The organism is Paenibacillus camelliae (assembly GCF_023715345.1).
GTDB classification, from domain to species: Bacteria; Bacillota; Bacilli; order Paenibacillales; family Paenibacillaceae; genus Pristimantibacillus; species Pristimantibacillus camelliae.
Window position 1 is genome coordinate 70633 of record NZ_JAMBNY010000002.1, and the last position, 26321, is coordinate 96953.

Annotated in this window: 32 protein-coding genes and 1 pseudogene; 7 read left to right on the top strand and 26 right to left on the bottom strand. The window is 41.3% G+C overall.

All coding sequences use genetic code 11. The features are described 5' to 3' along the window. Positions 1-7: 7 nt before the first annotated feature. The 18 genes from M3180_RS06345 to M3180_RS06430 all read right to left on the bottom strand — a co-directional run bounded on the left by M3180_RS06345 (position 8) and on the right by M3180_RS06430 (position 13636). Positions 8-1441: a phage tail sheath family protein gene (locus tag M3180_RS06345; RefSeq protein WP_251666469.1), complete on the bottom strand. Its 1434-nt coding sequence runs from the start codon at positions 1439-1441 to the stop codon at positions 8-10. Further along, a complete protein-coding gene (locus tag M3180_RS06350; RefSeq protein ID WP_251666470.1) occupies positions 1441-1758 on the bottom strand; it encodes a hypothetical protein in 318 nt (105 codons plus the stop codon). The genes M3180_RS06345 and M3180_RS06350 overlap by 1 nt, the downstream gene beginning before the upstream one ends. Further along, positions 1751-2257, bottom strand: a complete 507-nt coding sequence (locus M3180_RS06355; protein ID WP_251666471.1) for a hypothetical protein — start codon at positions 2255-2257, stop codon at positions 1751-1753. The genes M3180_RS06350 and M3180_RS06355 overlap by 8 nt, the downstream gene beginning before the upstream one ends. After that, positions 2254-2850: a phage tail protein gene (locus M3180_RS06360; RefSeq protein WP_251666472.1), complete on the bottom strand. Its 597-nt coding sequence runs from the start codon at positions 2848-2850 to the stop codon at positions 2254-2256. Before M3180_RS06360 ends, M3180_RS06355 begins: the two co-directional genes overlap by 4 nt. After that, positions 2847-3167 carry a hypothetical protein gene (locus M3180_RS06365; protein WP_251666473.1) on the bottom strand — a complete coding sequence of 107 codons (321 nt, stop codon included), beginning with the start codon at positions 3165-3167 and terminating at the stop codon, positions 2847-2849. Before M3180_RS06365 ends, M3180_RS06360 begins: the two co-directional genes overlap by 4 nt. Positions 3168-3169: 2 nt before the next feature. Continuing rightward, complete coding sequence (locus M3180_RS06370) at positions 3170-3349, bottom strand: DUF7210 family protein (RefSeq protein WP_251666474.1); 180 nt, start codon at positions 3347-3349, stop codon at positions 3170-3172. A 13-nt stretch (positions 3350-3362) separates the two neighbouring features. Continuing rightward, complete coding sequence (locus M3180_RS06375) at positions 3363-4397, bottom strand: major capsid protein (RefSeq protein ID WP_251666475.1); 1035 nt, start codon at positions 4395-4397, stop codon at positions 3363-3365. 2 nt (positions 4398-4399) lie between these two features. Then, entirely contained in the window at positions 4400-4780 is a 381-nt protein-coding gene (locus tag M3180_RS06380) for a head decoration protein (protein WP_251666476.1), read from the bottom strand. Between the two features lies 1 nt (position 4781). Further along, on the bottom strand, positions 4782-5894 hold the full coding sequence (locus M3180_RS06385) for a head maturation protease, ClpP-related (protein ID WP_251666477.1): 1113 nt from the start codon (positions 5892-5894) through the stop codon (positions 4782-4784). Next, on the bottom strand, positions 5872-7449 hold the full coding sequence (locus M3180_RS06390) for a phage portal protein (RefSeq protein WP_251666478.1): 1578 nt from the start codon (positions 7447-7449) through the stop codon (positions 5872-5874). Before M3180_RS06390 ends, M3180_RS06385 begins: the two co-directional genes overlap by 23 nt. 53 nt (positions 7450-7502) lie before the next feature. Continuing rightward, positions 7503-7730, bottom strand: a complete 228-nt coding sequence (locus M3180_RS06395) for a DUF6148 family protein (RefSeq protein ID WP_251666479.1) — start codon at positions 7728-7730, stop codon at positions 7503-7505. 24 nt (positions 7731-7754) lie between these two features. Continuing rightward, complete coding sequence (locus M3180_RS06400; protein ID WP_251666480.1) at positions 7755-9626, bottom strand: phage terminase large subunit family protein; 1872 nt, start codon at positions 9624-9626, stop codon at positions 7755-7757. Next, positions 9616-10143: a hypothetical protein gene (locus M3180_RS06405; protein WP_251666481.1), complete on the bottom strand. Its 528-nt coding sequence runs from the start codon at positions 10141-10143 to the stop codon at positions 9616-9618. Before M3180_RS06405 ends, M3180_RS06400 begins: the two co-directional genes overlap by 11 nt. Before the next feature lie 288 nt (positions 10144-10431). Then, on the bottom strand, positions 10432-10626 hold the full coding sequence (locus tag M3180_RS06410; protein ID WP_251666482.1) for a hypothetical protein: 195 nt from the start codon (positions 10624-10626) through the stop codon (positions 10432-10434). 178 nt (positions 10627-10804) lie between these two features. Further along, positions 10805-11539 (bottom strand): hypothetical protein, encoded by a 735-nt coding sequence (locus M3180_RS06415; RefSeq protein WP_251666483.1) that lies wholly within the window; start codon positions 11537-11539, stop codon positions 10805-10807. A gap of 118 nt (positions 11540-11657) precedes the next feature. Further along, complete coding sequence (locus M3180_RS06420; RefSeq protein WP_251666484.1) at positions 11658-12476, bottom strand: coiled-coil domain-containing protein; 819 nt, start codon at positions 12474-12476, stop codon at positions 11658-11660. Positions 12477-12576: 100 nt separating this feature from the next. Next, on the bottom strand, positions 12577-12807 hold the full coding sequence (locus M3180_RS06425) for a hypothetical protein (protein WP_251666485.1): 231 nt from the start codon (positions 12805-12807) through the stop codon (positions 12577-12579). Between the two features lie 613 nt (positions 12808-13420). After that, on the bottom strand, positions 13421-13636 hold the full coding sequence (locus M3180_RS06430; RefSeq protein WP_251666486.1) for a hypothetical protein: 216 nt from the start codon (positions 13634-13636) through the stop codon (positions 13421-13423). A gap of 694 nt (positions 13637-14330) precedes the next feature. On the opposite strand from M3180_RS06430, the gene M3180_RS06435 reads away from it, so the two are divergent. After that, a complete protein-coding gene (locus tag M3180_RS06435) occupies positions 14331-14540 on the top strand; it encodes a DUF6471 domain-containing protein (protein WP_285855642.1) in 210 nt (69 codons plus the stop codon). Then, entirely contained in the window at positions 14533-15978 is a 1446-nt protein-coding gene (locus M3180_RS06440) for a recombinase family protein (protein ID WP_251666487.1), read from the top strand. Before M3180_RS06435 ends, M3180_RS06440 begins: the two co-directional genes overlap by 8 nt. A gap of 16 nt (positions 15979-15994) precedes the next feature. Here the strand turns inward: M3180_RS06440 and M3180_RS06445 are convergent. Together M3180_RS06445 and M3180_RS06450 are read right to left on the bottom strand one after the other, a co-directional pair. Beyond that, positions 15995-16429: pseudogene (locus tag M3180_RS06445) on the bottom strand (ABC transporter substrate-binding protein); the annotation flags it as partial. A 153-nt stretch (positions 16430-16582) separates the two neighbouring features. Further along, positions 16583-18085, bottom strand: coding sequence for a carboxypeptidase M32 (locus tag M3180_RS06450; protein ID WP_251666488.1), 1503 nt, complete (start codon positions 18083-18085; stop codon positions 16583-16585). Between the two features lie 122 nt (positions 18086-18207). Here M3180_RS06450 and M3180_RS06455 point away from each other — a divergent pair, with 122 nt between their 5' ends. After that, positions 18208-18519, top strand: a complete 312-nt coding sequence (locus tag M3180_RS06455; RefSeq protein ID WP_251666489.1) for an iron-sulfur cluster biosynthesis family protein — start codon at positions 18208-18210, stop codon at positions 18517-18519. A gap of 115 nt (positions 18520-18634) precedes the next feature. On the opposite strand, the gene M3180_RS06460 is transcribed toward M3180_RS06455, so the two are convergent. Further along, a complete protein-coding gene (locus M3180_RS06460) occupies positions 18635-19156 on the bottom strand; it encodes a DUF309 domain-containing protein (protein ID WP_251666490.1) in 522 nt (173 codons plus the stop codon). Positions 19157-19273: 117 nt separating this feature from the next. On the opposite strand from M3180_RS06460, the gene M3180_RS06465 reads away from it, so the two are divergent. From M3180_RS06465 to M3180_RS06480, 4 genes are all read left to right on the top strand, one after another. Beyond that, positions 19274-19777, top strand: coding sequence for a hypothetical protein (locus tag M3180_RS06465; RefSeq protein ID WP_251666491.1), 504 nt, complete (start codon positions 19274-19276; stop codon positions 19775-19777). Positions 19778-19779: 2 nt separating this feature from the next. Next, entirely contained in the window at positions 19780-20067 is a 288-nt protein-coding gene (locus tag M3180_RS06470; RefSeq protein ID WP_251666492.1) for a YxcD family protein, read from the top strand. 237 nt (positions 20068-20304) lie between these two features. Beyond that, entirely contained in the window at positions 20305-22212 is a 1908-nt protein-coding gene (locus M3180_RS06475; protein WP_251666778.1) for a glycosyl hydrolase family 18 protein, read from the top strand. A 184-nt stretch (positions 22213-22396) separates the two neighbouring features. Next, positions 22397-22612, top strand: a complete 216-nt coding sequence (locus tag M3180_RS06480; protein WP_251666493.1) for a hypothetical protein — start codon at positions 22397-22399, stop codon at positions 22610-22612. A gap of 79 nt (positions 22613-22691) precedes the next feature. On the opposite strand, the gene M3180_RS06485 is transcribed toward M3180_RS06480, so the two are convergent. From M3180_RS06485 to M3180_RS06505, 5 genes are all read right to left on the bottom strand, one after another. Then, complete coding sequence (locus M3180_RS06485) at positions 22692-22877, bottom strand: hypothetical protein (protein ID WP_251666494.1); 186 nt, start codon at positions 22875-22877, stop codon at positions 22692-22694. Between the two features lie 51 nt (positions 22878-22928). After that, a complete protein-coding gene (locus M3180_RS06490; protein ID WP_251666495.1) occupies positions 22929-23459 on the bottom strand; it encodes a PadR family transcriptional regulator in 531 nt (176 codons plus the stop codon). Between the two features lie 87 nt (positions 23460-23546). Continuing rightward, entirely contained in the window at positions 23547-24293 is a 747-nt protein-coding gene (locus M3180_RS06495; protein ID WP_251666496.1) for an ABC transporter permease, read from the bottom strand. Further along, positions 24286-24993, bottom strand: coding sequence for an ABC transporter ATP-binding protein (locus M3180_RS06500; RefSeq protein ID WP_251666497.1), 708 nt, complete (start codon positions 24991-24993; stop codon positions 24286-24288). Before M3180_RS06500 ends, M3180_RS06495 begins: the two co-directional genes overlap by 8 nt. Before the next feature lie 186 nt (positions 24994-25179). Next, positions 25180-26310, bottom strand: a complete 1131-nt coding sequence (locus M3180_RS06505; RefSeq protein ID WP_251666498.1) for a YheC/YheD family endospore coat-associated protein — start codon at positions 26308-26310, stop codon at positions 25180-25182. Positions 26311-26321 lie beyond the last annotated feature (11 nt).

A 26321-nucleotide genomic window follows, 5' to 3' on the forward strand; every position in this document is an offset into this window, starting at 1 on the left:
CCCTCCCTTAACCAAATAGTCCAGACATGTAGGATGGATCGTACTCAAGTACAAAATCAATTTCTCGTGCCGGACCAGGCGGAGTCGCTCGTACATGGAATCTGATAATGCCATCGATTAGGTTTGTTTCCGGATTTTCAGTGGCTAGGAAATCTATTCGGCCGCCAAGAAGTGCACCTTCAGCGACAAGTCCGTTCAACCAAATATTCGCACTGTCTGTAATTGCCTCTACTAAGCGCCGTCTAACCGGACCATCGAGGTATTGCCAGTAAGACAGGATGAGCGTGTTACCAATCCAATCCATCATGCGACGAACAGGAATAAAGGAGTCCTTAGGATCTGTAACTGCTGGATATGCGCCTGTGCGGTTGCCCCACGCTTTCCATCCGCCTACAAAGTTAAGAGCAGTAACGATGCCCTCACCATTGAGGTATTGTGCTTGATCTGGCCCCAAGAACAGAGATGTGCCATCCTCCAACACAGATGCAGTAGCCTGCAATGACTGATTTGAAGGTGACACATACGGAATGTCGCCATTTGCTGCATCAGTAGAACAAATAACTCCTGCAAGCTGCGTAGAAAGGTGATATGTCTTATTGCCTAGTTGTACTTTAGGATAAGTGTTTATTTGTCGTTCAGAAGTATAGCTGTTGTTGTTTTTCCAAGCAACGACATCCGTATAAGACTGATCGGCAGGCAAGTCAGTTAACGCAATCGCTTTGAATACACTGTTGATATTACCTGCTTTTGCTTTCATAACTGCCGCAACTGCTGGAAGCTGAGAGTAACCGGGAGCAAGCACCAAGCTAGGTACTTGACGGAATCGCGGGAACACTTGATTAAGCAACTCCAGTCCAGTTGGTTGACCGTTCGCGATGCCTCCGATGATGTCGTCACCATCAACTGCTGTCGGATCCAACTTGTTACCACTTACCTGTAAGGAAGGATCAGAAGCTGCTGCACCGTCCTCCATAAGTTGGACTACAAGATTACCTTTGCTATCGTAATCAAGTGTATAATCCGCTTCTAACGCATATGTCGTTGTACCGTCTGAAGATTGAACGACTAGATCGTCTTTTAGCGCACCTTGAATAGTCACAGTTGCTAAACCATCCACCACACTAAATGACTGCGGAGCAAATGTTGTTTTGTGAATCGATGGATCCAGTACGTTGACCAACACTGCTGGTGACATTGCGTACGTGGCAAAGTGCGAATGGATGAACTCACTCAGTGTGAAATTCCAATCCTCGCTGTAGCCGAATGCTTCCACCGCTTCAGCATACGAAAAAACGAGCACTGGCTCATTGACTGGCGCTAGCGCTCGTTGCGATAGATTGATAGGCGCTGTACCAAATACGACAGGCACAGAACTTACTGCTGTTGGCGGTGTTATTGCCGTTGGAACTTCGGTAACAAATACTCCGTGTTTGTATGCCACTATTGATTACCTCCCTTTAATGCGTTTTGATACGCTCGATGCTGTAACGTTCCGACTTGAGCGACTTTCTGCTCGAAGGAATTCAGCGTAGCAGGTTCTACAAAGAGCTTATCAAGATCGCTGTACTTCTCTTTAAGAGCAACAACATGTTGCGGTAACTCCCCGCGAAATACTGTGTACTTAGCCAATACACCGCCCGCTAGGTTTGGACCTGCGTAGATCAATGTTTTGAGCTTTGTAACTGCATCTTTCTTTTTCGCCTGTGGTTTCGTTGTCTGCTGTTGTGCAACTTCTTCTTTTTTCTCTTCACTAGCCATGTAAAAATTCTCCTTCCGTTTCAGAAATAACATGCCCTACTTGCCATTTAGTTTTTGCCCATCCAACCCACAAAGGCATCGGCTGTGCATCTGGGATTTCCCACTCGTAAGGCTTTATTAATTCAAACTTACCGTTAACCACACGTTGCCGTTGTAAGCTAACTCTAACATGTTCCATCAGCGCCAAAATGTCATAGTAACCCGTTGGATGATATAGACCATCATCTAATAACTCCGCTTCTTTGTGGACACCGAAAGCAAGCTCTATTTCAACGGTTGAATCATCTGCCGTATCGACACCTCTAGCGACTGATAAAACGATATACGGAAAGTCTAATTGATCTAAAACCTGCGGGTTCTTTGGATTCTTGAAAGGCAACTTCCATTCATAAACCTTAGGTTCTTTTACCTCACCTGTTTTAGCTTCGGCAGCAGCATAATCATGTAAAATTCGCTCAAGGTCAGACTTTAGATCAAGCATAAGCATTGCTGCGATCATCGAATCACCTTCTGACGTTTAAGTTCATGATGAAGCTTTGTCATAACTACTTCTTGTGCAAAATCTTGAATGTGCTTAACAACTCTAGGTTGCGAAAGCATGACCGGAATAGCTGGACCGCGTAGTTGATCAATCGGCCCTTCACTCCAATGCCCTTTGTCTGTTTTGCGATGCCTTGAATGGGGTGTGCGTTTGAATACTCCTACATGACTACCACGAACGCTAGCAATAAACGCACCAGGTACCATTTTTCGTCCACCCTCTCGCTTAACAGCTGCTTTTAGTGCCTTGGGTTTCTTAGCACTATCACTTTTAGGATTAACTGAAAAGTTGATTAATCGAATCGGTCTGTCTCGTGATTCTAAAACAACACGCATCCTGTTTTTTGACGCTTTGGAGATGTCGATCTTTCGAAGGATCTCGCCGTGTTTCACATGATACGTTTTACGAACTTCACGAGCTGCTGCTGTTCTAACAGATTGTGCAGTTTTATTTAGAGCTGACACGACCGCTTTTTGAGACTTTTTATCGAGCTGACTTATCTCTTTGAGCGTTTCCTGCAATTCTTTTGTGTTTACAGTAAAGAAACTCATGAGCGATTCACCTCAAGTGTGACCATCAGCATTCCCATGTCCTCATCGACAGACGATACGACCGATTGATGTCCGTCAAATACTATCAGTTGATTTTCGACAGGTCGATAACCAAGTGCTGATTCCTCGACAAAGAAAGTCAGATAGTTCACATAAACCCCATCTTCGGTGCGACTCTCACGTCTGTCGCTATAGATATCTGTGTCGAGCACGATCAACACCATTTCCCCGTCAATGTCGTGCTCCTCAGCAAACTCTGCAGCATTAAGAAAGGTAGCTGCAATGTCCGCAGCTACCTGTTGTTTGAATAGGCTCATGGCTATTCACCAGCCTTATTTTCATCCTTAACTTCTTCTTTTGGTGCGACAAACTTCTCAGCAACACCAAGACCAATGAACTCCTTAGCTGTTTTATCATCGATACCCTCAATAACCTCGTTCACACCGTAATCTTTACCGTTGTAATAAACGAGATTCTTCGTCACTTTAACTGCTGCCATCTTCACATTCCTCCTAAGTTAATACTTTAGCCACGATCCAACCGTCAACGTTGTACGGTACTGGAAGTGGTTTGGATAGTAATTGCAACCAGCGCTGTGCAGGCTCTTTTGTTACCCATGATTGAGCAGCAACTTCGCCGCGGAATAGAGCAAACTCCTCGTTGTCGTCCATCATCATGATTGCGCCATAGTGGAAAGAGAATTTCTCACGGGAGCTCATGATTGCAACATGACCAGCAGGGATGAACGGAACTTCTTGGCCCTCGTCATTTGTGTAAGTACCAGTGTAGCTATACACATGGAAACCAACATCACGAAGGTAACCGTGATACGTAACACCGTCAGGCAGCAAGGTAACATCAATGTTACCAACGTCAACACCACGGTTATCAGCAAGTTTTAAGATTTTTTCGTGGCGCATTAACGCAACCGCTGCATTGTAGTCAGCAAGAACAATATCAGGTGTCGGAGCATTAGCATCCATGATTTTCTTGCGCTGCGCAGCAAGCCATTTGATCGGATCGCTAGTTGCTTGATCCCATTTGTCAGCAGAAGCCACCGTGACAATGTTTGTGAAATCATAATCGATGACTTGGCTTACACCCTCACCCACTTGCGTTACCTTACCAGTAAAGATAAGCTCAGCTGCTTGTTGCACCTTACGACGAGTGATTGTCTCATTAAGTTCGATTATGTCACGAGCCACAAGTTGACGCGCACGAACCTCAGGAGATACAGGGTTGATTAGATTTTCACCAGCACGACGAATTTTAAGGTCGTTACCAGTGATTACACGAGCTGGTTTTACAAGAGCTGGCTTGTACCATTGTGCTGTAAAGCCAGTACGAACGATTACTTTACCTGGTTGCAACTCAGATACATAAGGAGCAATTGGTTTGCTACCTTTCAGCGTTTGAATTTCAACTTCTTCAGTGTCAAATGCTTCGCCAGTTTGAAAGAACGTATCAAGAATATAAGTGCTAACAGGCGGCAACTGACCTACCACTTTCAATAATGTTGGACGTGAATAAATGTCTTTAACTGCCATGATTATTCCACCACTCTTTTCGTATAGATTTTTGCATCATTCAGTGCCGCTTCGTGTGTTGCGATTGTATCGGTGCCACCAAAAATCAGAGCGTCACGATTGAACTCACCTTGTACATATGCTGTAGCTCGTGCATCAGCTTCAGAAGCATCGACTTCATCGTCTGCAAGAATGCCTACAGGGATTTTACCGCTATCTTCTGCAGCCGCAGAATCGACAATCGTGCAGATCCAAGTACCATCTGTATCAAAACCAGTTCGAGCCAGTACAGTGCCACGCTCAAATTGAGCATCAGCATCTTGCTCGATGATGATCGATTGTGTGACAATCGGCTGGACCATACCAGCAATTAACTTGTCATAAGGAACACTTGAGTAACCCATATTATTTGCCACCTTTCAATTTATTGATTTCAGCAACAATAGCTGCTGCTTCTGCATCATGATCCACTGTGTTGCCTTGGTTTTCATTTAGTGGAGCTTCTTCTGCCGGAACTTCAGCAGCACCACTTGCTTTTGCATCCTCTTCACGGCCTGCTGCAACATCCTTCACACGTTGAGCCGAAGCTTGTACAATTTCAATCGCTGCCTCTCCTGCTGATGTGCCGTTTTCAATTGCTTTCGCTACGATCTCCGCAGCTCCTGGACTGTTCGCAAGTGCGTTAAGAGCAACAATACGACTACGCTCTGCTGTAACCCCTTCTGTTTTTCCAGCATTCAAAACCTCGTTGTATAGGTCAGGATGCTGAGCCTTCAATTCTTCTAACTTCATCGGTTTATCATTCCTTTCGTTTGTTTGTTGCTGTGGTAAATTCTGTAGTGAATTAATCGGTTCAATACCAATAGAAACTCCATCGGCTGTCATATTTGCCATGACGTTCTTTAGTAGCACATCTTTGAGTTTGTCAATCACCTCTTGAGGTAACTCAAACCCAGCATTAGCGCTATTTGTCGCATCTACTTCTTCTTCAAACATCACACTATTAGCAAATCCCATTTGAACGGATTTATCAGCATTCATCCAAGTTGTTTTTCTCATGAAATCCAATAAATCGGCATCAGACATCTTGGTTTTTGCTTGATACACCTTTGCAATAGCTTTATCGACACCCTCTAGCATTTCGAGATTTGAAGTATGTGCAAATCTGTCACCATCAGTAGAAGTCGCTGCATTGTGAATCATCATCTGTCCAAGCGGGGATATATAAACTTCGTCAGAAGCAAGCACAAAAAAAGTAGCTGCCGACGCTGCTACTCCTGTGATTTTTGAAGTTATTTTGCCTGGATACTCTTTAAGTGCTGTAAATATCTCACTACCAGCAAAAACCGAACCCCCACCACTATTGATGTATAATTCGATATCCTCTCCACCAGCTTTTTCTAATTCATTCAGCACCCTATTTGGAGAAATGGCATCTAAGCCAATCCATTCATAAATGCGAGCAGAAATCCCACTAATTACAGGTCCATTAAGTTTAATCTTCTTCGCTATCTTCATCACCTCCCTTCGATGGATCCGAAATAGGCGTTCCGTTTTTGTTTATTGCCAGGTGCTCGATTCCGTTTTGCTGTCTTATTGATTGCTCGTATGCCAATTGTTTAACATTTGTTTCATACTCACTACCATTAAGTTCTGCAGATTCACGCTGACGTGAGCTGAAGCCGTTGTTAACTTTCAGAATCGCAGCATTAACTTCCTTCACTGGATCTAGCAAGCCTTGTGATGGACCGTGCCACTCTGCCTTTGTATAGGCTTTGAAAATAGCAGGATCATCAAATATGCCAGGCGCATCAATTCGGCCTTTTGAAACTGCTTCGATAAACCAATCTTCATAGACAGGTTGGCAGAAGTCAGAAGCAAGCCATGATCTACGCATTCTGAACATCTTCCAAGCTTCAAGCAATGCTGCTCGGCTAGCGGAATAACTGGCCGTAAAGTGTTTCAATAGCAGTTCGTATGGCAGTTCTAGCGCAGCACCTACTTGACGTAAGATTGAGGTTACAAACGGATCGAACTGCGCATTCGGTCGTCCAGGATTAGCGATATTCGCTTTTTCTCCTGGTTGAAGAAACTGTACAGCTCCATTACCCAAACCTATTTCTTCCTCAGAACTTGGTAAAGGTTCTCCTGTTGGATTTTCAAGTGGTACACCTAAGATATCATCGCTAGGATCAGCTTCTGATTCTATGAATACTGTGAACATTCCACTTATTACAGCAGCCATTAGTTCAGCTTCGGTATATCGTTCAAGCTGCTTCAACGCTTCAATAACAGGCGCAAGAACAGGAACGCCCCGTCTTTGTTCTGGTCTTTCAGCTTCCATAAGGTGCAATACGTTTCTTCGACCTGTTTTCTTACCAAACAATTCGACCCGCTGCCACTTCATGACGTTTGCGCCAGAATAATAATTCGATGCTCCTGGGTGGCGGTCGCTGAAATGATAAGCACAAACCATTCCATCCTTATCTACTTCAACACCTGATTGAATCTTATTGCCATCCAGCAAGACTTGAGCACTGTTTTTAGGTGTACTGCATCGATCAGCTTCCACTAACTTAATTCGCAAGTCATAGACCGTGTGAGGTCGTTTGATCAACGGCAGCAAGGCAAATACATCGCCACTCATCATCCATGACAAAAACGCAAGCTGCTGCAGTTCTACAAAGTTGTGCATGCCTGTTGCGTCACAGTCCTTCGATTCGGACCACAAAGCAAACTCACGTTCAATTTGTTGTTTCAGCTTATTGGCTTGCTCGTCAGTCAGTTTAAGGAATTCAGCATCAAATGCAGGTTTTAACTTCAAGCCGGTACCGACTATGTTTGTACGCATCGTCTTTAGCGCACCAGCAGAGAGAGCGCCACCCATATATAAGTCGCGCGCACGTGGTCGAAGGTTTTCAAGGTTTTGATGGATATCTGAATCAGCATCACCGATCCCAGGATTCCATGCTTTCAAAGCCTTCTTACGCTTACTACCGCCGTGATCGCCATAGCCTTGGTTAAATACTTCTTGCAGCATTTGTTGTCTTGCAATTTCAGAACGTGCCTTCATTCGATTAGCAGCTGCTTTAGGAGCAAATGCTGATATTGCTTTATCCAATATGTTCATGTGTCGAGCGGAACAATACGACGCGTTCTGCTTCTGCCTTTGCCACTTGCAAGGTCAACTTGTTGCTGCCAGTAGCGGATTTGCTGCATAACCTCTTTGATGTTTGCCCGTGTTAATGAACGTCTACCTATCGTATAGGCTTGACCAGTTGATAAAGCCAGCTCAGCGGCAAGCCAAGCATCTAAATGTTTTTGAGCCACTTCTTTTGTGTATCTTGGTCGCATTTTCCTTTCACCCCCTTCCCAGCGTTATAAACCTCTTGACCCTCTACGTTGTCTGCGTGGTGCCGTAACCGCAGTAGTAACACGGATATCCTTGTTTGCAGGCATACAAAAAGGCTGCATATTATCGAGATCCGGAGATAATAACTCGATTGCAGCCCTGTTATATACAGCCAAGTCTAGCGGTTCGTTTCTTGGCTTCGTTTTAACCCATACGTAATATAGTTTTCCTAGTCTCATACGCTGTTGTAATGTTTCGGCAGTTAGTCCGTCAAAATAGTCTCGCTCATAACCTCTATTTCGATCTTGTGTTGTGAGAGGGAAGTGAACATATCCTTGCATCTTCTCGCCTGTCTCATCCACCATCGGAGTCCTGAGCGCACTCACAACTTTGGCTTTCCCCTCGTCTACCCCCAAACGAATTACAGTTGCTTTATAGCGATTATTTACTGACTTGCCGATAATGAGCGGTTTATATGTGCCATCGCCCGTTGATTCCCCTTTGATCGGAAATATGCGCCTTGTGGCTGTTCGTGGCTTGGCCCATCTGTAAACCTCATTTGTAAAGTGACCGCCTGAGTCAATGCACGTACATTGGATATTAAATTGATTCCCCTCGATATCCGTCCACGTTCGTTTTAAGTATTCATCAAGCTCATTCCATACTTGTGGCTGTTTCAGATCTCCATAAATCACATGGTACTCAATGCGCCAGTTCTCATAACCCGCTCCCCAGCCTTGGACCTCAACCTCAAAGCGATTGTCTTGCGTATCGACAGCAGCTGTAAGAATCTTGACACCATCCGGCACATCGGCATGGTAAAGTTCGCGGCGATTGTACAGAGCATCCTCATCCAGTTGCTCGCCCTTTTCTTCCCAGGTTTCACCTAAGGATGTATTAACCCAAGCTTTCAACGCTTCAGCGCCGTTTATATTCGCTTCCCTAAAATCTTCGACAATCGCATTCCAAGACTTCCAAGGTGAAGCAAATTCGTTAAGGTGAAAGCCACGGACTTTATTAGCGGTTGCTTGAGCGATCCACTTTCCTTCATTAGCTTTCCATTCTCTTTCATAGTGAGCTGCACCGCACTCGATGCAAGCCATATAAACCTCTGTGCAACGCTTCGCTACACGGTCGTATTCAAACTTGATTTGAGCCCATTTATAAGGCTGATAGTGACCACAACTCGGACAAGCAACGCACCATTGTTCCTTTGTGCTTTCGTTGTATGATGATTCGATACGCGAAGCATCCTTAATTGTCGGTGTACTTACCAGGACAATTTTTCTATTATGAAAGGTCGTGGTTCGTTTCGTAACAAGTGTTACTGGATCACCTTCTGTTCCTGCTGACGGTGGATAGCGGTCAACCTCATCGGCTAACACAATTCGTATCGGTCTCGAAGCTAGTGAGCTTGGTGAATTGGCGCCAGCCATTGTAATGTGACCACCTGCAAAAGTTTTGTGCAGCATCGTGTTACCACTGTTTCTACTTTTAGCATCGGACATCTTCTTTGCGATCTCAGGTGTATCTCGTGTCATTGGTGCTAGGCGGTCTTTCGAGAAGGCGGTTGCCATCTCTAGAGTCGGCTGCACTAACATGATAGGCGCTGGATCCTGATGCACATAATATCCAATCGCATTAAGCAGCAGCTCTGTTTTACCTACCTGCGCACTAGACATGACAACAATACGCTCAATATGCTCGTCACTCAAAGCATTCATAATCTCACGCATATAAGGTGATCGATCAGTGCGCCATTGACCCGGCTCGGCAGATGCTTCTGATGAAAGCTTTCTATAAGTGTCAGCCCATTCGCTAACCGTTAACTTTGGCGGTGGAGCTACAATTTTTGCTATGTTGCGGAATAAAGCAAAGGTCTTTTTGTCAATCGCCATCTACATCATCCCTTGCATCTCCACTAAACTTCTCAGGATCATAATTGGATAACTCGAACAGTGCTTCGTCAATCGCATCACTTAATTTGCTTTTTATAACTTGTAGCCCTTGTTCACCTACCAGCTCAGGAGCCAATCTAGTAGGTATTGCCCGTGCACGCTGCCTAAAAGAGCTGAGCATATCATTCATGACCTGCTCAACGTCCTCAGCCTTATGCAATTTACCCTGCATTTCAGCAAGCTCTAAAGCGGCCATCTCCGCTTTAATTCGTTCATGCTCCGTTTTGTGATCTTGATATGTTGGCTTTCCATCATCACGTTTGCCACCTTCGGCATGTTCAATGTATGCCTGGACTGCGTTTGCTAGATTGTACTTCCCTCTACTAACTTGCTTTAAGATTCCCTCAGATGTAATCTTGCGAATCCAGCGATCCGATTTGCCGATAATGGCCGCCAGTTCCGCAGTACCAACCTCCAATTCATCGATCTTCACTTGTTCCGCTTTCTTTTTGGACATTTCAGCACCTCACTTCCGCTTTATCGCATTTATTAGTAGAATCTGATTTTCCGACTTAATTTGAAGGTATTTTTCAAAATCGATTAATTTCGCTTATCAGAAACGGAAACGGAACTAAAATTTATTTTTGAAATCTAGCGCTATTTCGCGATCGCCAGCACCCGCAGTCATTCAGGAGCTCCAGAAGGACCCGTTAACCCCCCTCATACTTCTCAGAAGCCCTCAGCGCCACGTACAGTCGTTCGATTCGATAGTTAGACACTTAATACCATCTAGATTATAAGACGCTTAAAACACGCTTATTCCATCATCTTGTATTAATAGCTTCGTTGTCTCTAGCTCATCCTGCCTTGCCATCTGCTTTGGCACTTCCTTAACTACACTCTGCACATTAACCACATAGAACAGGATCGCCAGCAGCGCAGCCGCGCGAGTCGCCGCCGTAGCCCTATATCTCTTTAACTGTTTATTGGGACGTTTCACGATATGCACCATCTTTCTCTTTAGTATTCTCTTTGCTCTTTAGGTATAAAGGGATAATAACCTCGCCTGGTATAGTCTTAAAATAAAAGTTCGGCTTGTATCCTTCAAAGAACGGTTTATCCATCATTCACCCTCCTAACATATGTTCGGTTATAAGACAAAGAAAAAAGCACCTCTCTTAAGGCGCTTCTATATATATCCCGTATTTTTTTAGCAATCTGTCGTTATCTTTATCTCTCATCTTTTCTGCTTCAACTATAGCCGTTAAACTATATCTCTCACTTTGAGACATCTGAGAAACAAATATTTTGGAATAAAATTCTCTGTCTTTCTCTTCCTCAAACTGATTTTCAATAAATGTAAGAATAAATAATACATCATCGCAGATATTTGAAAGCTCAGGAATTATAGAAACTATTTGCGACCCAGCAATATTTAATGGATTGGCGTGTGGATAATTTTTGTTAGACACATCAATTACCACCCTATTTAATAAATCAATACCTGTATCTACATCGTGTTTTGTGAAGTCTTTTAATTTTTCAATATTAGTTTTGTACATACTTATTAAATTAAAGAAAGTAGTTTCAAATCTCTGTAATTGCATATTTTTTCTTTGTTCGGTTATCTCATCAGCATTTCTTTTTAATTCTTTTCTACTCTCTCTTAATTCAATTCGTTGCAATTTTAACTCTTCCCTTTGATAAATATTAGAGACGATTACACCAACTAACGCTAATCCTGTAAATAGTGCATTAATAGCACCGAACATATCTCCAAACGTTCCCGCGTTCTTTATAGCCTCTTTTCCAAACGCAATAAACATAATAATTCCATAAGCTATCCAAATGACAAATATAATTACGAACAAATAACCGATATTATTTTTAAGCCAGTTTACGACCTTCTCCATATCTACCCTTCCCCTTATTATGTAATTTCCAAAATTATACTTTACGAATATCTTTCATTGTTGAAAAATGTATGGAATATAAGAAAAAGAAAAAGCGACATAAGGTGCTATAGCAATTTTAGATTATCTTATACTTTTTAAGTATTTCTCCATATGTTTCATCGTCAGAGTGAAAGTATATTTTATATAAATACAGTGAAGAAACACTAGTTGATAATTGTGCATCCACCATTCTCATAAAATCTTGCTTTTGATTATATGTAACATCTTCTAATTGATCTATGTACTTGATTATATATCTGAATTTACCATATGCCCCCTGTACATTTCCCAGATATACATATTCAGGGTAATTATCACTATCTCTATAAGAATTAACATTTTTAACTCGATTAGTTGATATGAGTTTATCAAGAATCTCTTCTAATAGTTCATAACCTTTCAACTTAATATAATCTTGATGTTTAGAGTAAATATTCTCAATGTCTTTAGCATGAGCATCTAACAAATTGAAAATGGTATTTTCAATTCTTTGCAACCTCATATGAACACTATGTTCTGTAAGTTGAATATTATTTTTATGTAATTCATTTTTGTACAACTCAAGCTCATTCTTCTGAATATTTAAAGCTTCTTGTTGCTGTTCTAATACAGTTTTTTGTTGATCTAAAGCTTGTTGTTGCTTAATTAATGATTTATTTTGTTGCTCAAGTGCTTTGTTTTGCTGTAACAAAGAAATAACAACACCTACAAAAGCTAAGCCTGTAAATAGGGTGTTTAACGCTCCAAACATATCTCCAAATGTCCCTGCGCTGTTTTTATCTGTATCGCTCTTAAAAAAGAATCTCATTATAAAGATATAACTAATCCAAACAACAAGCACTAGAATAAACAATCCATATTTCTGAATCCATTCACTTTTCTTTCTCACATTCATATCCTCTTCTCCTTAAGTATGTAATTACCAAAATTATACTAGGAGATTGTAGATATGAACATACATAATTCAACAAAAAAAGCTACTCGTTATGAGCAGCTTATGCTAACCAATCGTTTATTTTATCGATGTTATACAACCATATAAGAATCCCTATTAAACCAAACAGACTTATTAAGAAACCTGTTGTTCGCTTACTAAACTTAAATAAGTAAGAAATAACAATAGCTATAATACATGGAGCTAAGACGAATATAGCTGCTGTTTTAGTAACCACTGAAAATAAGTTATCGATCGGTGAAGTGTCTACACCTTCAAATATATTATTCACCAATACCACCTCCTTTTTATCATTATTCGACAATTGGAAGTGGTTTCCTTTAACGAGTGAAATAAAAAAGCCACTCGATTGAGTGACTTCTGTTTGTATATCCTATACTTTAAAGCACGTATTAACAGCGTTCGTTATTAAAAGATTAACCCACAAAAACCCGCTTAAAACCATTAAAGAAAAGGGCTCATAGCCGCCCTCTTGCTTCGCAATTCACCGCCTAGTCTACGCTGTTCGCTCCGACCCGTGTTTTTATAAATATTTTTCCCTGCCCTGTTATCTTTATGAGATAGCTTGAGCTATCGAATGCTCTTAAGATCTTTAAAGAATACGTATCTAGTAACTAAGTACGTATAAAGGGATAAGAGCATTATACAAAGCATTCGAAAAGTGGTCAAAAGCGATATTTCGTTAAATTCGGTCAAATTCAGCCGTTTTATTAAAATTAAAAGCTGACGAACTCGCTTAATCACAGGTTATCTCGCGTTTAGCCAAACATATGTTCCGATGATTACTCGTGAATGCTCCTGTTTTTGTAACATTACTGTAGCATTATTGTGCCGTTACTGTAACATTACTGTAGCGTTACAAAAGAAAAAGCACCGCTAGGGTGCTAAATTAGATGGCTTCTATCTTGATGTTCTTTCTCTGGTTCAAGATATTCCTGAACAGAAAAAGATTTAACCAAGTCCATGTTATAATAAGTTCCTCCCAAGTTCACAAACTTGTTCCTGCTCAGCTCTTTTACCAATTCATCTTTGTTACTACTCGAAACTATTTTATCAAGAGTTTCTTGGCTGGAATAATATAAAAAAACTTTGTATTTCATCACGCTCTACCTCCCTTCTGCCATTTTATATCGGCATCTGGAAGGAATTAGTTTATAGCGTGGGCAAGGATTCGAACCTTGCTAACCATAACCACGCATATTATAAATCGGCTGTTCAAGGCACAACCGCAAGCCTTCGACTGAGATAGCCCCGAACCCTTCGCCACTCTTACTAAGGCGGTAGCTAAGCCCCCACGAGCTGCATCTTCAGATGGCGGTTAGCCCATCACCTACACTCACCTGTGGTCAATGAGCGACTTGTAGCGGTCGTCACACTACAAGCGGAGGCAGAACTCATTTTCATGAGCAGAAGCAGCGTAACAAAAATAGACCCCTTTCGAGGTCAAGGAATAAACAACATAATCCCTGCAGCATGCCACAAGTTGAAGGTGATGCCGCACCCCCTTTCTAAGCTACAAGGATATGTTAAAGCACCAGCTTCACACCCTTAATGATTGTGTGAGCCTACAATGTAGATGCTCCGGTTAAGTCGGTCGAGCTAGTGCCCTTGATATTCGAGATATAGGTTTACGTTCGAGCTATCCGTTAGCGACTACATCTAGCTGCGTGCCTGTTAACCTCTCTCACTATATAGTGGCAAACGCTAGACAAAACCAAGCTCTTGCGGACGACTCAAAATACATTGAATAATTTACAAATAAACCTTATAGTGTAATGTAGAGGTGATTAATTTATGGTGAAAAGCGAGATCAAGTCCGAAATAACTCGGAATGGCTGGACTATGACAGAGGTTGTTGCAGCCCTCAACCAAAAACACGGTAGAAATGACACTGTGCAAAACTTGAGTAATAAGCTATCGAAAGGAACTTTGCGATACTCTGAAGCAATGGAAATAGCAGAAGTAATTGGTTGCAGATTGGAGTGGAAAAAGGTTAATGGTTAGAGCAGCTATTTATATCCGTGTAAGTACCGATGAACAAGCAAATCAAGGAAACTCTTTAAGTGAACAAGAACATAGATTGAGGTCCTACTGTGCTGCAATGGGTTGGGAAAACATCCAAGTGTATGTTGATGATGGCTATTCTGCTGGATCGTTAGATAGACCGGCACTGACTAGCATGATGAAGAATGTAAGGATGCTGAAGCATGACGTTGTTCTCACCACTAAGTTAGACAGGCTATGCAGAAACCTTTTGGACTTATTGAATGTTATTGATGAACTAGAAGAATATGAATGCCAGTATACATCTGCAACCGAGAGTTTCGATACCTCTACACCTGCTGGAAGAATGGTATTACAGATCCTTGGCGCTTTTGCTGAATTTGAGCGTGGCCGTATTCGTGAGCGTGTCAGAGAAAACATGAGATCACTTGCAAGAAACACTAATAAAGCTATAACTAAACCGTGTCTTGGCTATGACGTAGTAGATGGCAAGTTTCAGATTAACGAAAAAGAAGCTGAAATTGTAAGGATAATGGTCAAGATGATACTTGAAGGTGACGGTACAAGAACAATTGCTAAGAAGTTAAATTCTATGGGATATTTGACCAAGGCGAAAAAACCATTCACTCAAAATCATATTGGAAAGTTATTAAAAAGAGAAATGCTTTACGGAGCTGTCGTTTATAATAGGCGCACAATGCATAAAGGCAAGGAAATCATTCGGCCTGAGAGCGAATGGATTATTGCTGAGGACCATCATGAGGGTATAATTTCAAAAGAAGAATACTTAAAGGTACAAGAAGTTATGCAGTCTAGAAGGACATCCTGGAGCCGTAGTGATGATACTAGATATTTGCTTTCCGGTTTGGTTAAATGCACTCATTGTGGCGAAAAAATGGTTGGTCGTTATAGAAGAAAACCAAGCGGAAGAGAATATTTTCATTATGTCTGCGGTAAATACATGAAATCTGGTTCATGCTTCCACCACTTTATTTTGAGAGACAACCTAGAAACTACAGTAATCAGCAACTTATTATCAATGAGTGAAAAACTTAAAGGTGAAGTTAGCGAAAACAAACAGAATGAAGATGAGCTCAGACTTGAAATTGAATTAATCAAATCTCAAATGACTAAGTTAAACTCAAAAATGCAAAGACAGATTGAATTGTATGAAGATGGTGAGATTGATAAAAACGAATTTCGTGCCGCTAGAGAAAGAGTCAACTCACAAAAAGAAGAATTACAACGACAACTCTCTAAAGTGATCAACAGCCAAGAATCCAAAAAGATTGAACTAGCTGAAAAATTAGAAGATAAGCAAAATGAATTAATGTCTGATGACAGGCTTGTAGTAAAAAATGCAATTAGGCAGATTGTGCATGAAATAGATATTACTGATGGAGAAAAGGTGAAAATCAAGCTGAGTATGCCCAATTAACAAGGTATACTCTTTCTCCCTTTGGTTGGCCAAGGAATACTTCACCCTTTAACGACTGCCAATCAAAATTATCGATCTTTTCGCGTGATACTAAAAACGTCCCGTCCGTCTGTGTAACCTGGGCGAAATTGATGACCGGATCATCGCTTCCTTGCTGAGCAACATAAATCGATGTTTCAGACCCAACTAGTGCAACATCGATGACGTTGGAAAGCAGCGATGTCATTGTTTTGTCCCCACCTGGGGTCGTTATAAGCTCAATATCGATGCCTTCTTCAGCAAAAAATCCTTTCTCAATCGCTACGTATTGCGGGGCATAAAAGAGTGAACGAGTCACTTCCCCTATACGTACAACTGTATTTCCCTTCTTATTATTGCCGCAGCCTGCTAATATCGTGGCTGAAGCAAGTATAAGCGAGAGCAATACTAGTAACGTTTTACTCCTTTTCATTACTACTCCTCCTTGTATTGTCGTGCTATAGCCTATTCACTTCTCAATAATGTGGTGCGTACATTGTGCAGCAGACCACTAGTAATTAACAAAAAAAAGCCTCTCACGACAACATACTCAAATGAGCAGATTGTGGTGAGAGGCTATTGTTACTTAAGAGAGCTTATAGATCTCTTCGTATTTTTCTTTCAGATAGTTTATCAAGTACTTAGGATTCAGAGGCTCATCTGTAATCCCTTCTATAAGCTCCTGAGGAGTTTTCATACGACCAAATTGATAGATGCGCTCAGTCAGCCACTCCTTAATGGGTAGGAGCTGTCCCGCTTCGACCTGCTTCCAAAGATCCGGCATGTGTTGCTCAAGCGTATGTGCGAACTGCGCAGCATACATATTGCCTAGAGAGTATGAAGGGAAATATCCAAATCCTCCACCTGACCAGTGCACGTCCTGCAGTACACCTTCTGCGTTGGTAGATGGTGTTATCCCTAAGTATTGCTCGTATTTTTCATTCCACACACGCGGTAAATCCTTAGCCTTTAAGCCTTCATTGAATATCATTTGTTCGATTTCATAGCGAATTATGATGTGCAGATTGTAGGTCAATTCATCTGCTTCAATACGGATTAGTGACGGTTGAACAACATTGTTACCTCGGTAGAATGTATCTACTTCAATATCATTGAATTGTGGAAATCGTAACTGTAAATCTCGATAGTAGCGATTCCAGAATGACCGGCTTCTTCCAATCATATTTTCCCAGAAGCGAGACTGTGACTCATGAATCCCCATTGATGTGCCTGTCGCGAGTGTTGTACCTGTTAATGTATCGCTAATGTTTTGCTCGTATAACGCATGACCGCCCTCATGAATCGTTCCAAAGAGCGCACTTGTTACATCATCCTCCAGATACCGCGTCGTAATACGAACATCATTTACATTTAGGCCTGTAGCAAATGGGTGCACACTTTCATCTAACCGACCCGCTTCAAAGTCAAAGCCCATCTCTCTAAGTATGAATAAGCTGTAGTCCTTTTGTGCCGCAATATCAAAGCTACCATTAAGAAACTCAGTATTAGGCTGGTGCGGGCTAGCAGCAAGCTTCTCTGCAAGCGGGATAAGCTCCTTCTTCAGCTTAACGAACAATTTATCCAGCTGCTTCACCGTCATTCCTGGCTCGTACTGATCAAGCAGTGTATCATAGCGAGTTTCATGAACGCCCCATAGGTCAATCATTTCATTCGTAAGATCAATAATTTGCTGTAAATATGGCTCAAAGCTATCGAAGTCGTCCTTTTCCTTGCATTCCTCCCACATCGATTCGGCTTGCGTTGTGAGCATAACATATTTGTGATTAAGCTCAGGAGGGATTTTAACACTGCGATCATAATCCTTACGCGTTTCAGCAACGAGCCTTTGATCTACCTCAGATAGCTGACTCCACTGCTCCTTGCTTTCTAATTCAGTAAGTAAAGTGCCAAGCTCCTGAGAGGTAGACAGACGAAACATCTCAGCTGATAGCGTTCCAATAACCTCGGAGCGGGTATCCATACCCTTTCGTGGAGCTCCAGTTCGTAAATCCCAATACAATACAGCTAATGCCTCATCATACTGTTTAATCGTTTTATTAATGCTGCGAAACTGCTCAATGAGTGACATCTCGATCTTCCCTTCTAGTCATAATTGATCATACTAATTCGGCTTAGCTTGCTTCTAGTCAGCGATCATTCTATAATTTACTATATCCTAATCGGCATAATGAAAACAAAGGTGATGAACTAATGCGTATTACATTTACAACAGAGGCAGTACATAAACTACAGCTACTGCTTAAGGATAAGAAGCTTAAATTTCTACATGATATTGAAGGCTGCGGCTGTGTTGTTAGCGGTGTGCCAACATTAACAACGATCGATTCACCTACTGAGGATGATCGTGCGGGGGAAGCAGATCCACTTCCTTTTTATTATGAGCCAAGGCATAAGGTGTATTATGAAGATCATATGAAAATCCACTATGATACAGATAAAAATGCCTTTAGCTTAAAAAGTGACGCTCAAATATATACGTTGAATTTGCGGTTTGTTCCTTAAAGAGCTATGAAAGGAAGGCAGCTTATGTATTGTTCATCAACATACGAAGCTGTCTTTTTTTCTCTGTAAGACCATACTCGTTGCAACCGCAATACAGTTTATTTTATGTAATCCATTACTTTCTATCCCTAGCCTTTGCTTTTAATGCTGCTTGGCGAGCTGCAATAACGTCACTTCGATCACGTAGCGTATGGCGATGAATAATAAAGTCCGGTACACTCGCACTCTCTTGACCCCAGCTAAGTCCTCTTGCTGCAGCTTCCTTCTTGCATAGCTCCAGCAGTTCCTTATCTAAAAACGGCAGCAGCATATCCTCATAGGCTGCTTGCTTCTCACAGGCTTCAATCCGTTGCTTAAGCATTACTGCAAGCTGTGTAGGATCCAGCCCAATTCGTTCGCTTGTCTCTTGCTGTAGCGCAGCTAACGCAGATTGATACATTCGATTTGCACCCCGCCTATTCTCTCTACGTTCATGATATTGTCCGACTGCCACCTGAATACACATGACCCATAGCTTGCCAAGCCCATCCTGCGGGTGTTCCTTCCAATATTCCTCTAATAGCTCATGACATTCAAAATAATCACGCGTAGTATGAAATTCTATTAAATAATCGATATATGTAGATGGATAATTCATCGCTTCACCTTCAAAATTTATTTAAATGATTAGGATTTTTTGAAACCAAACATTATAATAGACGTAATGTCTTACTATAGCAACATTAAGCAAAAAAATCAGGAGGGAATCAATTACATGAAAAAAGGCTTTTTTGTTATGCTGGCTCTAACGGTGTTTCTAGCACTGGGCCTTGGCTTCAGCGATACTGCTGATGCAAAGCGTGGTGGCGGCTTCAAATCGAACAAGCAGAGCTTCACGCAAAAAAAGGACAACACGACGCAACAATCGAACAGTGGTGCTACATCTGGCACTAAATCTTCAACAGGTTCTGCAGCTACAACAAAATCTGGCGGTCTATTCGGCGGCAGCTCCTTTTTGAAAGGAATGGCTTTGGGTGGACTAGCTGGTCTATTGTTTGGCGGTATGTTTGCCAACATGGGTGCTTTCGGTGAACTCTTCGGCCTACTCATCAATATCGCGGCAATCGTTGCCATATTTATGATTATTCGAGCAGCTTGGACTTATATACGAAACAACAAGCCAGCTGCAGCAGGCCATAACAATCGCAACAACAATTATTACGATCAAGATCGTAATCGTCGTGATGAAGAAGATCGAAATGGAAGAGGTCAATTCTAATTATGCGAATCTACACGGATGAAATCATTAATGCGATTTGCCTGAATTTGGCAGATCGCCGCGGTGTAAAGCCAACGGATGTTGAGGTACAGCTTTCTTGGGAAGAGGAGTATGGCTATACAGCAGAGGTTTGGGTGAACGGTCGTTCACAATATTTGCTACAAGCGAACATTATGGAAGCTCTGGAGCAGTATTTTTACTCTGAATATCAAATCCGCGTATTTCGTTCAGATATTATTCTTGGCATTGATGAGGAAGCAGAGCAATTTTGGGCTGAAGCAAGAGCTTAAGCTCTACTACTCACTCGTTTAACAGCGCCACACGGTCAACCAGACCGTATGGCGCTGTTTTTTATTTTCCTTCCTTATTTACCTTCCTATATGCATTAGTGGCAATACTCTCCTATACTAGTTGAAAGCACCCTATATTCCTACTATTCTCATAAACTTCCACATTACAACACTTCTACATTCCATGTATACTAATGATAGATTCATATAAGGAGAGTGATGGTAATCTTGAAGCGTATGTGGAGATCCATGCTGCTATGCTTGCTCGTTGCAGTCTTGCTGCCCGTTGGACATTTTACTGCAGATGCAGCAAGTATGACACAATATCGTGTCTATCAAAACGACAAGCCATTAAAGGAATTTGCTAGGGAAAGTCAAGCCATTGCCTATGCGAAGTATTACAGCTACAGTCATGTAGAAAAAATTAGCAATCGCGAATGGGTGTGGCATAATCTTCCTAAGTATAAGGTGTACATAAACGGTGAGTCTTCATCGAAGCTTGAATATGCGACCTTAACTGAAGCAAAAAAGGCTGCTTCTTCTCATATTAATGCATATGTCCGTGACCTCGAAGGAATTGGCTGGGCTTATGAAAATTTTGCTAATTATGTGCTCTATCAAGGAGATAAAACATATGATCATTGGCAATTCTACAGCTTAGACGATGCTAAGAAGGAAGCAAAAAAGTGGACAAATGCGCACATCATGAACGTAAACTCTAAGCAATGGGTGTGGGATAATTTAACTGCATCGATGATTAAGGAACAACGTGATGCTACAGCAAAATACAGCATCTACAAAGATGGTGAGCTGGCTGCTGGCAGCAAATCGTACGCATTTCTGAAGGATGCGATCGAAGCTGCAAATAAGCTTAGCAATAGTGAGGTAATCAACACAGCTACGGGCAAATCAGTTCATCAAAATCTATTAAACTTTGAGGTGTACAGCCAAGGCAAGCTAGTTAAGCTTCATTCTACCCTTGATGCTGCTGTAAAAACAGCTAAAGGGCTGTATGCAGCCGAAGTGAAGCAAGATGACAAACTTCTTTGGAGCAGTGTTCATTATTTGTCTGTATATCAAGGTGAAAAGCTAATTAAAAGCTTCCACTCCATTAACGGAGCGCTCGCCTATGCGAAAAACTATAGTAACTCCTACATTATGAATCAAGACGGCCGCAAGCTATGGTCCTCCTCTAAAAATTTTGTTTTTATGGGTTGGAACGGCTCAAGCTCCGTAACTACAATTAAAAGTCACATTAGTAATACACAAGGCTTAGATATTGATTCACCAACCTGGTACTACGTTGATAATGAAAACGGTGCTATGAATAGCAACGTTAGTGCAGCGCTAGTAAATGAGATGAAGGCTCAGGGCATCGATATTATTCCGCTCGTTCACAATCAATTCGATAAAGAGCTTACAACAAAGTTTTTAGCGAATGAAAAGGCTCAGGACCGCTTTATCAAGGAATTGATAGACAGCCTTGTCTCAATTAAAGTCAAAGGTCTAAATCTTGACTTTGAAAACCTTGCTGCAAGCGACCGTAACCAATTTACAAGCTTTGTTCAGAAGCTAACGAAAGCGGCTCATGCAAAAAAACTAACCGTTTCCATTGATCTAATGCGTGGCGATGTTCGATGGAATCATCTCACAGCCTATGATTATGAAGAGCTCGGTAAAATTGTTGATACGGTCATTATGATGGCCTACGATGAGCATTGGACTGGGTCAGATACGCCTGGATCTGTAGGCAGCATCGGCTGGGTTGAGGAAGGCATTAAGCAGTATTTAGAATATGGAATACCTCGCAGCAAGCTAATTCTTGGAATACCGTTCTACTCTCGCGAGTGGCGCATTGACAGTAACGGCAAGCTCGTTGACAACCGTGCCATACTAATGAAGGATATCGATAGCGTTGTTTCGAGCAATAAAGCAACCCGTACCTATGATGAGAAGGCTGGCCAGTACAAATATACGTATACAAAAGATGGATATACGCATGTGTTCTGGGCAGAAACAACGGAAAGTGTGCTTGCGCGTGTAAAGCTTGCTAAGGAGTATGATTTAGCCGGAGTTGCGGCATGGCGACTTGGCTATGAAGATTCTTCCTTATGGGAAGCGATGCTTAAAGTGAAAGAGCAATAATTATTTAATTATTTATTTTGTATTGTGCACGACAAACATTGCACTAGTTTCTAACCTTATAACGCAAAAAGGGCGGGTAACGAGCTTAATAGCTCACTACTCGCCCTTTTTCAATAATCGGTTTAAATGCTATCAATTGGATAATGCTATTAAGCTTTAAACTCATCGAACAAGGAGTGTGAACATGAGAAAAGTAAAAATTACACGATTTGATAAGTTTATGCTTCTCACCGTTGCTTACGGAGGACTTGGATTAAGTTTGTACTCTCTCATTCGAAAAAGTACGTATTCAGATGATCTTCTTTCCTCTATGATCGGCATTATACTATCAATCTCGTTGGTACTTGCTGTGCATCATGGATTGAAAAAACATCGAAGTAACAATGACGAAGTAGAGTGAACAAAGTATTAAACAAAATATTGATTAAAAGCAGTGTACTCTCGAAAATCGACAGACTTCAAGTAAAATTTAGCATCCTCTAGCCCACATTCTCTTGACTATCGAATATATCAAAAATTGCGTCAAGTCGATCTTCCAAGCCATCAAGCCTATCTATAATTCCTTCAAAACGTTCGTCATCTTCCACCTTATTAAGCACTTCTGTTTTTACTGCTTGTAATTCAATCAATACTTGATTTAGCAGCTCGGCCATTTGCTCAGTCACCTCAAATTCCTCCTCAGTAGTACCTTTATTTTCGAAAAAATGCTAATTAGTTCACTGCTGCTCGTAATGAGCAATTAACTTGTCTAACAGCTGCAGCTGCAGCTCATACTGCTTATAAAGATTTTGGAACAACAGCTCCACTACTCCATCTACGTTCATGAATTCTTGTTTTATTTTAATCCCTGCCTTCTGCTGCTCCAGCTCCCTGGTCAATTGCTCGCGCTGAAGCTGTAAGCAAGCGAGTACCTCCTCACGACCAAGCTCCTGTATAAAGCTTAGTGCTGTATACAGCTGACTTGGCAGTCGTATAGATGAGGCCTGCAATGCTTCGCGAAGCAGCTCGAGAAAATGCTCCTCTCCTTGCTTCGTTATTTTATATATCGCTTTTGAACGATTCCCCGTCTGCTGTAGCGCATCAATCTCGACTAAGCTTTCGGATTCCATTTTTTTTAATGCGTGATAGATCGATCCTGGTAATATACCTGCCCAAGCATCTGTTTTGCTTTGAGATAATACTTGTTGAATCTCATATCCAGACATTGGCTTCATCCTAAGCAGTCCTAACACCATCAATCTAGCCATATCATCACCTCAATATCAAATATTCAATATTGAGTATTAGTGTAGCATAAAGTATTCTCGTTCGCCAGAATCTGGAGCTGCAACCTATTATGCTGTACTTGATTTCAACATTAATTGATTCGTATCCCATCGGAACGTAATACTAGCGATCAGTATAGCAATCATGATATATAAGACAAGGACGATTAAGCTAAGTATAGATATGGAACTACCAGCTGATTGCATCGTAGATATCAAATTCGTGTAATGCTCAAATGGTAGTAATTTACCTATAAATGCAACCCAAGCAGGCGCACCGTCCAACGAATAAAACGCACTACTCATGAAAATCATCGGCATTTGAAGCAAATTAGATAGCATATTAATTTGAGCTTCATTTCGCGCCGCATTGGCAATAACGAATCCGATGCTTGTAAAGCATATTGTCCCGATCATAATGATAAGCTGAGTAAGCCCGATGGACCATGCCGTTAACTTCATTCCAAAGCTTAGCATACCTATTAACCAAATACTCCAGTTCATTGCGACACCAATCACTGTTCGGGCAACTATCATTACAGCAATAAATTGCATTAATGGCATAGGCGTTAGCATAAGCAGCTTGTATACGCCTCTACTGCGCTGCCAATGAACCTGAAATGCAATACCCTGCATCCCCCAAAACACTGTACTTATTGCCGTAACGCCGCAAATAATGTGGAGCTGCTGCTCAGGGTTATCAAAAAATATAGCTAACCCAAACATAAGGACAATCGGCAGCAATAAAGAATAAAACAACGTAATTTTATCACGTAATGACGTAACGAGCATCGATCGCATTTGTACTTTAAGCATAGCATTCATCCTCCCTAGTCAATTTCATATACAGCTGTGTCAGGCTTGCTGCATCATACTTATTACAGAGCTCGGCAGGCTCACCTGCGGCAATGATTTTACCCTGATCGATGACCAGTACACGCGTTGCCAGCTGATGTACCTCATCCATATCATGAGATGTAAATACTATCGTTTTTCCTTGCTGCTGTAGCTCAAGCATAAGATTATGAATGTCCTGTCGATTACGTGGATCGAGAGCAGCTGTTGGCTCATCCAAAAAGAGAAGTGTAGGCTCATGAATGATCGCAACCGCAATTGCTAATCTCTTCTGCTGTCCTCCTGATAATTTTGCTGCCTCTGTATGGGCAGCATCATGAATTCCGCAAATCCTTAAGCATTTCATTGCCTCTTCCTTGGAAATTGATTTCTTATAAAAGGAGGCAAACAACAGCAAGTTTTCCATCGCACTCAGCCCCGGAAAAAAAGGAACGGCTTGAAGCTGAACGCCTATTTTCCCTTTATAAGCAGTATCCCAGTGCCATATCGTTCCTGAGCTCGGCTTTTGCAGACCAATAAGCATCTCCAGCATCGTTGATTTTCCGGCACCATTTGGACCAATAATCGCTATGATTTCATGTGCTTGAATCGATACATCGATATTGTTCAGAATCATTCGCTTGCCATACTGCTTAACCAAGCCTTTAGCTTCAATGTACATCCTTCATCACCCTTTAGTCAATATTAATTAGTCAATGTTGAGTATTTATGTTTAATTATACAATATCCGATGATTAACACTTTGTAAAGTAGATTTTATTAGTTATTTTCAGTCAGTAAAAAAAAGTAAGAAGACATGTGCAAGCTAATAAGCTTGCCTCATGCCTTCTATCGTACTACGTGATTTTTACAACAGGATGCTGTTCAATACCGTCCTCGTTTCCATTACTACTTTTTTTTCATCGACTAAGTGCTCTTTACTAGTATTTTCCTTCATTGTTTTATTTAGAAATGCTGCATATTTTATCGGATTTGCAAAGGTTGCTTTCCACTTTTCCTCTTCCTTAGCATCTCGAAACGTAATGCGCAGGTCACGGAAATTCACTTCAATTAGCCATGGATGCTGTTGTTCATCGAGCGCAATATCTAAGCCGATATCGGCCACATGAGGAAGACTTTTATCCAGTGTCTCTGCAATACGAATTCCTAGATTTGCGATTTCCTTCTCGATTTTAGCAGCATTCCATCCCCAAGTTTGAAAAATATCGGATGCTTTTAATGCCTTTCCGCGACAATGAAGATTCGTCACAACTGCTCCTTTTTGAGCCATTCTACCGACTATACCCGTATATTGCCATTTACCATTTCCGTTTTTTTGCACAGAAACACGAAAATCTACCAATTTTCCTTCGTGAGACATTAATGAGATCCCCTGCTGTACAAGATAGTTTCTTCGTTCTCTCTTAATCATTTTAACAATTTGTTGGATAGTGACATTTTTGCTCTTCGTTCGACCTAGCACGTTAATATCAGCAATGGGTCCCTTTGATGATTTTCTTATACGAATTACTCCCTGACCAACCGAAGCTGTGCTAGGCTTAAGAAATAAGCTATCATACTGCTTTAATAATTTCTTTACAGCGTCATAGGTGACTGAATGAGTATCTGGAAGATAACGAGTGAGCTCATTATTTTTAGATAAAATGCGGTGAATCTCCAATTTAGATACAACATTATATTCATTGATAACTAAGATTCCTAATTCCTTCAGTCGTTTTATAAGCTTCATAGAATACTGACTAGAGGTTCTAGTTCGATTAATAATGACAGATGGGAGAGCTTTTTTTACTTGAATAGAATGAATACCATCCCAGCAGAGAACTGTTCTTTCTGACCAATTAATATCGTAAAGTGAAAAAAACACGATATTTTCTCCTGTTTTACGAGCTGCTTCTATATAAAATTCAGGCATCTCAAAGCTATGCCTTCCTTTCATTAATTGCTGCAGCATTGGTCTAGAATATAAAATTCCAATCATTATTTTCCTCC